General features: G+C 29.8%; 9 protein-coding genes. 7 read left to right on the top strand and 2 right to left on the bottom strand.

Going from position 1 to position 12,449, the window contains the following annotated elements:
• Positions 1 to 66 precede the first annotated feature (66 nt).
• Positions 67 to 2,163, top strand: a complete 2,097-nt coding sequence (locus L2Z92_RS04210; protein ID WP_236457593.1) for a T9SS type A sorting domain-containing protein — start codon at positions 67 to 69, stop codon at positions 2,161 to 2,163.
• Between the two features lie 72 nt (positions 2,164 to 2,235).
• Here L2Z92_RS04210 and L2Z92_RS21455 read toward each other — a convergent pair.
• Positions 2,236 to 3,593, bottom strand: a protein-coding gene (locus L2Z92_RS21455; RefSeq protein WP_407647538.1) for an IS3 family transposase whose coding sequence is annotated in 2 segments (ribosomal slippage) — positions 2,236 to 3,113 and positions 3,113 to 3,593 — 1,359 coding nt in all. Because the reading frame shifts where the segments join, the coding sequence is not laid out codon by codon here.
• 112 nt (positions 3,594 to 3,705) lie between these two features.
• On the opposite strand from L2Z92_RS21455, the gene L2Z92_RS04195 reads away from it, so the two are divergent.
• The 6 genes from L2Z92_RS04195 (at position 3,706) to L2Z92_RS04170 (ending at position 11,969) form a co-directional block, all read left to right on the top strand.
• The gene (locus L2Z92_RS04195; RefSeq protein ID WP_236457592.1) at positions 3,706 to 4,788 is read left to right on the top strand and encodes an agmatinase family protein; all 1,083 of its coding nucleotides are present in this window, start codon (positions 3,706 to 3,708) and stop codon (positions 4,786 to 4,788) included.
• A gap of 165 nt (positions 4,789 to 4,953) precedes the next feature.
• Positions 4,954 to 6,249 (top strand): aminopeptidase P N-terminal domain-containing protein, encoded by a 1,296-nt coding sequence (locus L2Z92_RS04190; RefSeq protein ID WP_236457591.1) that lies wholly within the window; start codon positions 4,954 to 4,956, stop codon positions 6,247 to 6,249.
• A 97-nt stretch (positions 6,250 to 6,346) separates the two neighbouring features.
• Positions 6,347 to 7,690: an FAD-dependent oxidoreductase gene (locus tag L2Z92_RS04185; protein ID WP_236457590.1), complete on the top strand. Its 1,344-nt coding sequence runs from the start codon at positions 6,347 to 6,349 to the stop codon at positions 7,688 to 7,690.
• A 65-nt stretch (positions 7,691 to 7,755) separates the two neighbouring features.
• Positions 7,756 to 10,254: a DUF2339 domain-containing protein gene (locus L2Z92_RS04180; RefSeq protein WP_236457589.1), complete on the top strand. Its 2,499-nt coding sequence runs from the start codon at positions 7,756 to 7,758 to the stop codon at positions 10,252 to 10,254.
• Complete coding sequence (locus L2Z92_RS04175) at positions 10,241 to 11,455, top strand: hypothetical protein (RefSeq protein ID WP_236457588.1); 1,215 nt, start codon at positions 10,241 to 10,243, stop codon at positions 11,453 to 11,455. The genes L2Z92_RS04180 and L2Z92_RS04175 overlap by 14 nt, the downstream gene beginning before the upstream one ends.
• 16 nt (positions 11,456 to 11,471) lie before the next feature.
• Positions 11,472 to 11,969, top strand: a complete 498-nt coding sequence (locus tag L2Z92_RS04170) for a hypothetical protein (protein WP_236457587.1) — start codon at positions 11,472 to 11,474, stop codon at positions 11,967 to 11,969.
• A 38-nt stretch (positions 11,970 to 12,007) separates the two neighbouring features.
• Here the strand turns inward: L2Z92_RS04170 and L2Z92_RS04165 are convergent, their stop codons facing one another.
• Positions 12,008 to 12,427 (bottom strand): c-type cytochrome, encoded by a 420-nt coding sequence (locus tag L2Z92_RS04165; RefSeq protein WP_236457586.1) that lies wholly within the window; start codon positions 12,425 to 12,427, stop codon positions 12,008 to 12,010.
• Positions 12,428 to 12,449: the final 22 nt, after the last annotated feature.

Raw genomic sequence — 12,449 nt, 5'->3', positions numbered from 1 at the left:
AATAACGACTAAACATGTTTTTGTGTTAAAATTTTAATATATTTGTTTTCAAACATTTAATTAATTATGAAAACAAAAGTACTATTAGTTGTGTTGTTTCTTGCAGGTATACTGTTTGAAGTAAATGCACAAGAATCAAAAAATGAAACGATAGCGTTAGAATACATTAAATCGCATGCGGAAGAATTTCAAATAAATCCTAAACATGGGTTTAAATTGCATTTTGTTAGAAAAGGAAAAGCAGGAGAAACATTGAGATTTCAGCAAATGTTAAATGAGGTACCTGTTTTTGAATCAGAATTTATTGTTAATTTTAATAACAAAAATGAAGTTGCTTTTACTTCAAATAGTTATAAAAAAGATATACAGTTGATTGATACAAGTCCTACTGTAACAAAAGAAAAAGTGATAGCAATTACCGATGATAACTTAAACTATAATGGTGCAGTTACGTTGCAAGAAACTAAGTTATATGTCTATGATTTTGACGGAGTAACTAAATTAGTTTATAGAACAATTACTCACGCAGAAGATTTAGTTGGTAGTTGGGAAGTTTTGATTGATGCTAAAACTTCTGAAGTTATAAGCGTTAAAGATGTTTCTATTAGATGCGGGAAAGAATGTAAAGAAGATCATACGCATGATTTTGTGAATAAAGTAGAAAAAAAGAAAAAAAAAGTATTTTCAACTGTAGAAAAAAATAATGCTTTTGCATTTACTACAGGTACTGCAATGGTTTTTTTATCTGATCCTTTATCAGCTACAGCAGTACCTTATGGAGGTCAATATGTTGATGGAAATGATGCAACAAATGCATCTTTAGATGCAGCAAGAGTAACTGTTAATCTTCCTGAAATTGAAGTTTTATCAGGTACATATAAATTAAAAAGTTCATATGTTGAAATAAAAGATATTGAAGCGCCTAATAAAGGTCTTTTTACACAATCAACACCAAACTTTCTGTTTAATAGAAATCAAGATGGGTTTGAAGCAGCTAATGTGTTTTATCATTTGGATAATAACATGAGGTACATCAATGAAACGTTAGGTGTAAATTGTCGTCCTTATTTACATTCTGGAGTTTTATGGTTTGATCCTTCTGGTTTTAATGGAGCTGATAATTCAAGATATTCTGGTGCTGGTAATGATTTGTCTTTTGGTGAAGGATGTGTAGATGACGGAGAAGATGGAGATGTAATATGGCATGAATTAGGTCATGGTTTACATGATTGGATGACAGGTGGTTCAGGTTTGTCTCAAGTGAATGGATTAAGTGAAGGTTGTGGTGATTATTGGGCGCAGTCTAATAGTAGATCCTTAAATCAATGGACTCCTGCAGATGCTGCCTATCATTGGATGTTTAACTGGGATGGTCATAATGAATGTTGGGGAGGAAGAACTACTAATTATGGTGCGACTTATCCTGGAGGACTTGTTGGAGGAGGACCGCATACAGATGGACAAATTTGGTCGACTACATTAATGAAGATTTGGGATGTGCTAGGAAGAGCTAAAACAGATACTGCATTTTTAGAAGGTTTAGCATTAACGAATAGTTCTACAAATCAAAATCAAGCAGCTATAGCTGTAAGACAAGCAGCGATAAATATGAACTATAGCTGTGCAGATGTAAAGGTAATGACTGAGAAATTCTCTGCTGTTGGTTATACTATGCCTGCAATTCCTTTAACAATTAATTGCCCAGGAACTCAAACTGTAAATGCGGATGGTTCAGGTAATTATGTTTTGCCAAGTTTTATAAGTTTAACTAATGCAATTAATTCAAATTGTGATGCAACTGTTACTCAAAGTCCTGCTGTTGGAACAACTGTTGGTGTGGGTTCTCATTCGATAACAATGACGGCAAACGGATCTGTTAATTGTAACTTTACTCTAGTAGTAGAAGCTGCTCTTGGTAATGAAGGCTTTATTAAGGCTTCAGAGATATTATTATATCCAAATCCTGCATCTTCTTCAATAACGATAAAAGGAGAATTTGATAATTTAGAAAAAATTCAAGTATATAATATGTTAGGTCAAGTAGTAATGAACGGTGTAATATCTGGAAATGAAACAACGCTTAATGTTTCTAAACTTTCAAATGGTGTATATACAATTAACTTTTTAGATTCTAATGTTTCTGTTAAGTTTGTAAAAGAATAAAACAAAAGTAATTTATAAAATAGGAAGCCGAAAAGTAATAGACTGCACCCAAAAGGTTAGACAAATTTATAATTAATTTTGATAATAATGAGCTCGATATTTTATCGGGCTCATTTTGTTTAAATTTGATTTAATTCTTTCATTATTATAATAACTTATATATTCTATTATCTCCTTTTTTAATTCTTCAATAGACTTGTATTTTTTTAGATAAAACAGCTCTGATTTTAATATTCCAAAGAAGTTTTCAATAATGGCATTGTCTAAACAATTTGCTTTTCTAGACATACTTTGTGTAATCCCTTTTTGTTTCAATAAATATTGATAGTGCTTCATTTGATATTGCCAACCTTGGTCAGAGTGTAAAATTAAATTAGTCTTATTTGGTATTTTCTTAAATGCTTTTTTAAGCATCATAACTACCTGATTAAATACAGGTCGTTCTGTTAACTCATAACTAATAATTTCTTGATTAAATAAGTCAATTATCGGTGATAAATATAGCTTCTTTCCAGAGACATTAAACTCGGTAACATCAGTTGCCCATTTTTGATTTGGTGCTGTTGCTTTAAAATTTCTTTCTAAAATATTAGGAGCTATTTTACCATGCTCTCCTTTATATGATCTATACTTTTTAACTCTAATGACGCTTTTTAATCCTAATAATTTCATTAACCTGAAAACTGTTTTATGATTAATAATTATTCCTTTATTTTGAAGTTCATCAGTTACTCTTCGATAACCATAACGACCTTTATGTTTGTGATAAATCGATTTAATCAGTTCTTTAACTACTCTATATTTATCACTTAATTTACTTTGTTTTTGATGATAATAAAAACTACTTCTTGCCATATTTGTATAATTTAAAAGTACTTTTAAATCATATTTATGCCTTAATTCCATTATGACTAGCGCTTGTTGGCTCTTTCTTCCGCCTGAATTAAGGCTTGTAACTTTTTTAAATAATCATTCTCACAACGTAATGCTTCATTTTCCTTAAGAAGTTCTTCTTCTCTGGTTAGTGGCTTAGCTGATTTGCTTTTTTTGCTTTTAAAATTCATAGATCTTGGTCTTCCTTTAATTTTTGGTTGTAGTCCTTCAAAACCAAAGTTAACAAAATCTTTTTTCCATTTTACAATAATAGCTAAATCAGGAATATTAAACTTTAAACAAGTATCTATTAATGAAAGTGATTCCTTTTCTATAGTTTTTAATACTTTTAGCTTAAAATCAGCTGAATAACTTTGATTTCTCCTGGGTAATAAACCCTCTTTTCCATAGCTTTTATAAAATCTAATCCACTTACGAATATTAGATTCGTCTGGACCTTTTAACTTTGAAACATATAAATTTGAATAATGTTTCTTTAATACTAATTCTACACATTCTAACTTAAATGCATAAGAATACTTGACTTTTCTTTCCATAAAAAATGCCCCAAATAGTGTCTAACTTTTTGGGGCATGTTCATAATTACTTTTCGGCTTTTTTCTTTTAAAGTGAAATATTAGCTTTTATATTTGTTTAAAATTAAGAAAAATGACAAAAGAACAAATCATAGAGAGTTTTGATCCGAGCCAGCCGGGATTAGCTGATGCTACAATTTTTGGACTGCCTTTTTCAGCAGAACAATCCGAAATCATTGTAATACCTGTTCCTTGGGAAGTTACAGTAAGTTACGGTGCAGGTGCGTCAGAAGGACCAGAAGCAATTTTGGAAGCCTCTTTTCAGGTTGATTTATTGCATCAAGATTTTCCTGAATTATGGAAATTAGGGATTTTTATGGATGAAGTTCCAGAAGATTGGGCTAAAAATTCAGGGAAATATAAAGAATTGGCACAACCAATAATTGAAGCTTTAGAAAATGGAGAAGATATATCAGTGTTTCCTGTTTTACAATCTGATTTAGATAGGATTAATAGAGTTTGTAGGGAACTGCATACAGAAGTTAAAGAACGTGTAAAATATTGGATGGATAAAGGGAAAAAAGTGGTACTTCTTGGAGGGGATCATTCTACTCCTTTAGGTTATTATGAAGCATTAGCTTCTAAGTATGATAATTTCGGAATTCTTCATTTAGATGCACATATGGATTTAAGAATTGCGTATGAAGGATTTACTTATTCTCATGCTTCAATTATGTATAATGCTTTACAGTTGCCGCAAATTTCTAAAATTGTCCAAGTTGGAATTCGTGATTTTTGCGAACAAGAAGTAGATGTGGTAAATAAAGAAAACGGGAGAGTATTGGTTCATACCGATTTGGATATGAAAAAACAACTATTTGAAGGGAATACTTGGCAACACTTATGTGATTCAATTATCAGTTCGTTACCTGAAAAAGTTTGTGTTTCTTTTGATATTGATGGAATGGATGCTTTGTACTGTCCAAACACAGGAACTCCAGTTCCTGGTGGATTTTCGTATGAACAAGCAGTTTATTTGTTAAATAGATTAGTGGATTCAGGTAAAGAAATTATAGGTTTCGATTTAGTTGAAGTAGCACCAGGAGAAAATGATTGGGATGGAAATGTAGGAGCAAGAATGTTGTTTCAAATGTGTGGTGTTTTTGCTAAATCACAAGGATTGAAAGTAGGTGATAAAATTGAGTTTAAGAAATAGAAATTAGTTAGGTTTTATATAAAAAAGAAGAATGTTTTAAATGTTCTTCTTTTTTGTTTTCATATAATTATAACAAAGAATAATAATTTTGTAAAACAAAGAATAATTACTCAGTAGTTAATGCTAAAAAACTAAATTTGTTGTAACTGAAATACTTTCATGGTTATGAGATATAATAAAATACCAACTTCATTATTTGTAGAAAACAGAAAGAGATTTTGTGAAAAAATGCAATCCAATAGTATTGCTATTTTAACATCAAATGATGTAATGCCTAATAATGCAGACGATGTTATGGGGTTTGCTCAAAATAATGATTTGTTTTATTTGTCTGGAATAGATCAAGATGAAACAATATTAGTTTTGTTTCCAGATGCAATAAAAGAAGAAAATAGAGCGATTTTATTTGTAAAAGAAGTTAGTGAGCATTCCAAAATATGGGAAGGAGATTTTTTAACTAAAGAAGAAGTTGTTGATGTTTCAGGAGTCAAAAATGTAAAATGGATACATGAGTTTGAAAAAACAATTCAATTATTTGCTTTCGAATCGGATGTGTTTTATTTAGGGCACAATGAACATATCAAAAGAGTAACTTCAGAAATAGAAACGCGTCAAGACAGAATGATTGCTTGGTGTAAGCAAAAATATCCATTGCATCAGTACGATAGAGTGGCTAAAATTACACGTCAACTAAGGCCAGTAAAATCTGTTGAAGAAATTAAGATAATTCAAGAAGCAATTGCAATAAGTATCAAAGGATTTAAAGGCTTGTTGAAGACTATAAAGCCAAATGTAAAAGAATATGAACTAGAGGCTGAGCTTACTTATGAAATGGTAAAAGGTGGAGGAACTCGACATGCTTTTAAACCAATTGTAGCTTCTGGAAAAAACGCGTGTGCTTTGCATTATAACTTTAATAAAGAGGTTTGTAAAGATGGAGAAATGGTTCTTGTCGATTTTGGGGTTTGTTACGCCAATTATAATTCAGATACAACGAGGTGTGTTCCTGTAAATGGTAAATTTTCAGAACGACAAAGAGCAGTATATCAATCGGTTTTAAATTGTCTTAAAAAAGGAGAGGAATTATTCAAACCAGGAGTTTTTCCAAAGGATTACGAAGCGAAAATGGCTGATTTTGTTGAATTTGAATTAATTCAGTTGGGTTTAATTACAGCAGAAGAAATAAAAAATCAAAATCCAGATTTTCCAGCCTATAAAGAATATTTTATGCATGGAACGGCTCATTATCTTGGTTTAGATGTGCATGATGTTGGTTTGTATTCCCGTCCTTTTGAAGTGGGGATGGTACTTACTTGCGAACCTGGAATTTATATTTCAGAAGAAGGAATTGGATGTCGATTAGAGAATGATTATGTAATTACTGAAAACGGATGCATTAATTTATCTATTGACATGCCTATAGAAATTGATGAAATTGAAGCATTAATTAAAGAAGGATAAATAGTCGAAAAGTAGCAGGTGTAAAAAACTATGATTCTAATAGGGTTAAGTTTTATTAATTAGTATTTTTGTATTTCAATATTTATAGCGTTTTTTCATGCAAAACCAAAAAAAGATTGCCATTGTAGGTGCTGGATTAGTAGGTTCTTTATTGGCCATATATCTAAAAAAAGCAGGACACATAGTTCATGTTTACGATAGAAGTCCAGACATTAGAAAGATACAATTTTCAGGAAGAAGTATTAATTTGGCTATGTCAGATAGAGGTTGGAAAGCTTTAGAAGTTATTGGAGTAGATCAAGAAATTAAAAAAATTGGTCTTCCAATGGAAAAAAGAGCCATTCATTTGATGGATCAATCTTTAAATTATCAGAAGTATGGAAAAGAAGGAGAGTCAATTTATTCTTTGTCGCGAGGTGTTTTAAATCGAAAAATGATTGACTTAGCGGAAGAAAAAGGAGTAGAATTTTTCTTCGAACACAAAGTTTGGGATGTTACTCTTGGTGATGCAACGTTGCATATTGGTAAGGAAGAGCATGGAGAATGGACTGATTATAAATATGATATGATTTTTGGTTCAGATGGTGCTTTCTCAAGAGTGCGTCATAGAATGCAAAGACAAAGTATGTTCAATTATTCTCAAGACTTTCTTGAAATTGGATATAAAGAATTAAATATACCTTCAAATGCAGATGGAACACATAAATTAGACAAAAGTTCTCTACACATTTGGCCAAGAGGTAATTTTATGCTTATTGCACTTCCAAATCTTGATGGAAGTTTTACATGTACACTATTTATGCCATTTAAAGGCGAAAACTCTTTCGAGCAATTAGATACTAAAGAGAAATTGGTAGATTTCTTTGCTAAATATTTCCCGTCAACAAAAGAAGTAATTCCTAATTTGGTTGAAGACTTCTTTAAAAACCCCAAAAGTTATTTAGTCACAATGAAATGTTTTCCTTGGACGCATAATGATAAAGTAGCTTTAATTGGTGATGCTTGTCATGCAATTGTTCCTTTCTACGGACATGGTATGAATGCGGGTTTTGAAGACATTACGGTACTAAACGAGCTGATGGAAAAATATGGTGACGATTGGGAAACTATTTTTAATGAATATCAAAACTCTCGAAAACCAAATACTGATGCTATTGCTGAATTATCATATCGTAACTTTATAGAAATGAGTACGAAAACAGCTGATGCTAATTTTTTGCTACAAAAGAAAATTGAAAAATGGTTTTCTGAGAGGCATCCAGAAAAATGGATTCCTTTGTATAGTAGAGTAACATTCAGTCATCAACCTTATTCTGAAGCACTTGCTATTGGAGATAGACAAGATGCAATTATGCAAGAAATATTAGCCATCGAGAGTATCGAAGAGATTTGGGAAACCGAACCAATTGAACAAAGAATACTTCAGCTATTAAGAGAATAGATCAATAAAGTTTCAATAGGAAAAAATAAAAAGCTACATTTGAGGTTACTTAAATGTATATTTCTATGGAGACGATATTGCTAATTGGGATTATTTTGTATTTATACATTGTAAATAATAATATAAATATAAAGTTCAATGACCTACAGAAGACTGTATCTATGTTGAATGATAAATTGCGAGGTATTCAAGATGAAATAGCTCAGAATACTATTCAGCGTCAGAGAAATGAAGCTGTAGAAAAAGAGGTTGTTAAACCTGTTAAGCCAATTATTGTAGAAAAACCAATTGAAGAGATTCCAATTCCTAAGGTTGAAAAAGTTCAACCAGAAATAATAAAACCTATAGCAGATAAACCAATTGAGGTTGTAGCTAAAATTGAACAAAGACCAATTGTTGAGAAACCAGTTGTACCAAGACCAATTGCAGTTCCTCAAAAATCGTGGTTTGAAACATTTAAAGAAAAAAATCCTGATTTAGAGAAGTTTATTGGTGAAAATCTTATTAATAAAATTGGTATTCTTATTCTCGTTCTTGGGATTAGCTTCTTTGTGAAATTTGCTATTGATAAAGAATGGATTAATAAACCTGCTCGTGTTGGAATAGGAATCTTGTGTGGTTCATTAGTAATGGTAATTGCTCATAAGTTAAAGAAAAATTATGCAGCTTTTAGTTCAGTGCTTGTTGCAGGAGCAATAAGTATATTCTATTTTACTATCTCTATTGCTTTTCACGATTATCATTTGTTTGGTCAAACTGTTGCTTTTATTATAATGGTTGTTATTACCGCTTTTAGTACATTGGTTTCGGTGTCTTATAATAGACAAGAATTGGCTGTTTTGTCTCTCATTGGTGGTTTTGCAGTTCCTTTTATGGTAAGTACTGGTTCTGGTAATTATGTGGTTTTGCTCACTTATATTGCAATTTTAAATGTAGGTATACTCGGAATAGCTTATTTTAAAAAATGGAAAGTAGTTACTGTTTTAGCATTCTTATTCACTTCAATATTGTTTGCTTCTTGGTATACGAATGAGTTATATGATAACAAATTGCCTCATGCAGGAGCAATTGCTTTTGCAACAATATTTTATTTTATTTTTAGTGTAATAGTTGTGTTAAATAACATTAGAAATAAAGGAACTTTTTCAGTTATTGAATATTTTATTCTTGTAGCTAATACATTCTTTTTCTTCGGAATGGGAATGGGAATAATACATAATTGGGGAATAGACTTTAAAGGTTTATTTACCTTGTTGTTAGCTTTCTATAATGTAATTTATGCTGTTATTCTATATAAAAAATTCGGATTGGATAAAAACGCAATCTATTTACTAATTGGGCTTTCTTTAACTTTCGTAACGCTTACCATTCCAATTCAGTTTGAAGGAAATCAAATTACGATATTCTGGGCAGCAGAAGCAGTTTTATTATTCTGGTTGTCTCAAAAATCTAAAATTAGGCGTTTTAAGTTAGGAGCAATAATTGTTCAGGTACTTACTTTTATTAGTTTGGTTTTAGATTGGACGAAGTATGGTTTACCAAGCGAAACTTTGTCAATTATTATTAATCCATTGTTTATTTCAGGATTCGTAGTTTGTGTATCGTTTTACCTAACTTATGTTCTACTAAAAAAAGAAGACGATGTAAATATAGGTTTAGATATAAAGCAGTATAAACAGATTGTTCTAGTTTCAGCTCTTTTATTGACTTATGCATTAGGCTTTCTAGAAATTCAATATCAAGCCTATCAGTTAATTGCTAATGTAGCATCAGCAGAATCGTTTGTTGTTGCCTATCATTTTATGTTTGTAGCTTTGTTATTGTTCATCGTTACCAATAAAAAACACGAATTACTAACAATTACTGTCTCAACCGTTGCTGTGTTTTCTATCGTAGTCTATATAATGTCTTTTTATAGTCTACCTAATCGCGAAATAATTCAAAATTTAATGCATAATTCAAATACTAATTATGCGCTTTATTTCCATTATGTTATCTTAATATGTTTGATTTATTTTGGATATAATTTATTCAGAAGAATAACGATAGAGCCTAAAATTGAGATTTTAAAAAATAAATTTGTCCCTTGGCTATTTGTTTTCGCAATTGTATACATATTGAGTAACGAAATAATGATTCATGGTTTATCATATTCTATAGATAATAGTAGCATTGCAGAATTGAACGAGAAGTTTCCAAAGACAACAGATGATTATACAATTCAATATAAAAAAGAGACGTTTATAGCGTTTAAATTAGACGATGTAAAACGTCAAATTATAAAAATTGGCTATCCTATTCTTTGGGGTTTATTCTCTTTTGTGTTCCTAATCATTGGTATCAAAAAGCAATGGAAAAACTTACGAATTATTGCACTTTCCTTGTTAGGTATAACCATTTTGAAATTATTTATCTACGATATTAAAAATGTTTCAGAAACTGGAAAAATCATTGCTTTTATACTTTTAGGAGTTCTAATTTTAATCATCTCGTTTGTGTACCAAAAAATAAAAAAATTAGTCGTTGATGAAAGTCCAAAATCAAGTTCAGATGAAGAAGTTTAGTAGTTTATTCTTATTATTTAGTTTTTTATTTGGGTTTGCCCAAAATTATAAAGGTGCAATACAAAAAATTAAAGAAGATGGTTTGCATCAAATTGTTATTAATCCTGAAATTAGAGCATCAGCAAGTGAGAATTTAGGTTTTCTAAGAATTAAAGATGGAAAACAAAATGAAATTCCATATGTTATCGCTTTTGATTCTGATAAATCGTGGTCGACTTACGTTCCTTTTGAAATTGTTTCAAGAAATATTATTAAAGACTCAATAACTTCTATTGTAGTTGAAAATAAAAGTAATAGTAAGCTAAATCAGATTTCATTAAAGATCGCAAACACATCTATATCTAAATATTATTCTATTAGTGGAAGCAACGATAAAGAAGATTGGTTTGGTTTAGTAGAAAATCAACGATTGACAGATATGAATGCTACAGCAGCTACAACAGTAGAAAAATCAATTTCTTTTCCTGTAAATAGTTATAAGTATTTGAAAATTGATTGTAACGATAAAATCACATTGCCAATTAATATTTTAGATATTGGTCAATACAAACATCATTTTTTATCGCAAGAACTTATAGAAATTGAAGGGCTTACCTATACGACTGTAGAAAATAATCAAAGAAAAGTTACGCAAATTGTGTTTCCACTGGATAAAAATTATCAGATTGATGCGATTTCCTTTAATATAAAAACCGAATTGTATGTTCGTGATGCGAAATTAATTGTCAATAGAGAACGAAAAATTAAGAAGAGAACAGAAAAACATGAAGAAGTGATTTCGACTTTTCAACTTAATTCTAAAAACAATTCAGTCTTTTACTTTGATGATTTGAAGGAAAAAGAGCTGATAATTGAAATTGAGAATAATGACAATCAAGCTTTAGAAATTGAAAACATTCATTTATTGCAAAAACCAGTATATTTAATTTCAAAGTTAAATGCTAATCAAAATTATGAAGTTTTCATTGATTCAACTTATTCAAAACCATCTTACGATTTAATTAATTTTATATCAGATTCGATTTATAATTTGCCTGAAGCGAAAATAATTAATTTTCAAAAGGTAGTAGATGATAAAATAAATACGAAAGAAAAACCATTTTGGCAAACCCAATTGTTTATGTGGATTTGCATTGTTTTGGGAGGCGGAATTGTGGCTTATTTTGCTTTTGTATTGTTGAAGGATATGAAAAATGAATAGGTAAACGATACTTAAAATGAAATTAGACTTTAAAATAGTACTTCTTTTACTTGTTTTTCTTTCGTGTAAAGAAAATGATAATAATGGTAAAGTAGTTTATAACCAAGACGAATATTTGAAGTTGTGGATGAAAGATAAAAATGTGAAAGTGAAAGTTGTTGATACATTTTGCGGAAATCAGACAAAAAAGGCAATAAAAGATATTGCAAATAATCAATTGACTTATTTTAATCCATACGCATATTATGAGCATGAAGAACTTGCTGAACTATTAAAGAAGCATGGTATACAATCAAAAAGATATTATCGTCCTTGTATCTCAGTAGCTTCTTTTAATCTTTATTGTTATCAAGATTTAATGAAGGGCGAAATAGAAAAAAGATACGGAAAAACATTTCTGGATTCCTTATGGAAAATTGCAGAAAAAAATTTCGTTCTGAAATATCCTGATAGTTTATACATTAAAGAAGGAAGAGATATTAGAGAAAAATATATTCCTGTCAAAAAAGAGTAAAGACATTGTTCTAGAAAGTATGAAACAGTATTTTGGTGTTATTTTAAATAATCAAGTAGTGCTTTTATTTCTTCATTGTTATATTTAAATGAATGAATCATACCATTATTGCCAAAATTCTTTTTTGTTTCTAAAGCATATTTATCATTGCTTTTTAATAAAGAATCTTGTTTTGTAATGTAAAATTTAAAGTATGACGAATCAACCCGTTTAAAAATACCATTTAAAAAATTATGCCCATGGTATTTCATTACATGACATACTTTACAATCACCTATAAAAATTGTTTTTCCTTTTTCGAATAATTTAGATTCTTTTTTGCTAATTATCTCTTCTAATTTTTGTGCTTCAACCTTTTTCGAATCTATATTATAATTAGTGAGTAAGTAATAAATCACGAAAATAGAGAGTAATAATAATGAACTAGAAATAAAAATAATATTTTTAAGTTGTTTCATTTTAATTATTTTGAAAACGAAT

Origin of the sequence: Flavobacterium jumunjinense (assembly GCF_021650975.2) — a bacterium.
Taxonomy (GTDB): Bacteria; Bacteroidota; Bacteroidia; order Flavobacteriales; family Flavobacteriaceae; genus Flavobacterium; species Flavobacterium jumunjinense.
The sequence above is the reverse complement of the archived record's forward strand: the minus strand, read 5'-3'. Positions and strand labels throughout refer to the sequence as shown.

Bases quoted from the DNA above. Each gene is read 5' to 3' on its own strand.
- L2Z92_RS04210 (WP_236457593.1), top strand. From the start codon at position 67: ATGAAAACAAAAGTACTATTAGTTGTGTTGTTTCTTGCAGGTATACTG.
- L2Z92_RS04195 (WP_236457592.1), top strand. From the start codon at position 3,706: ATGACAAAAGAACAAATCATAGAGAGTTTTGATCCGAGCCAGCCGGGA.
- L2Z92_RS04190 (WP_236457591.1), top strand. From the start codon at position 4,954: ATGAGATATAATAAAATACCAACTTCATTATTTGTAGAAAACAGAAAG.
- L2Z92_RS04185 (WP_236457590.1), top strand. From the start codon at position 6,347: ATGCAAAACCAAAAAAAGATTGCCATTGTAGGTGCTGGATTAGTAGGT.
- L2Z92_RS04180 (WP_236457589.1), top strand. From the start codon at position 7,756: ATGGAGACGATATTGCTAATTGGGATTATTTTGTATTTATACATTGTA.
- L2Z92_RS04175 (WP_236457588.1), top strand. From the start codon at position 10,241: ATGAAGAAGTTTAGTAGTTTATTCTTATTATTTAGTTTTTTATTTGGG.
- L2Z92_RS04170 (WP_236457587.1), top strand. From the start codon at position 11,472: ATGAAATTAGACTTTAAAATAGTACTTCTTTTACTTGTTTTTCTTTCG.
- L2Z92_RS04165 (WP_236457586.1), bottom strand. From the start codon at position 12,427: ATGAAACAACTTAAAAATATTATTTTTATTTCTAGTTCATTATTATTA.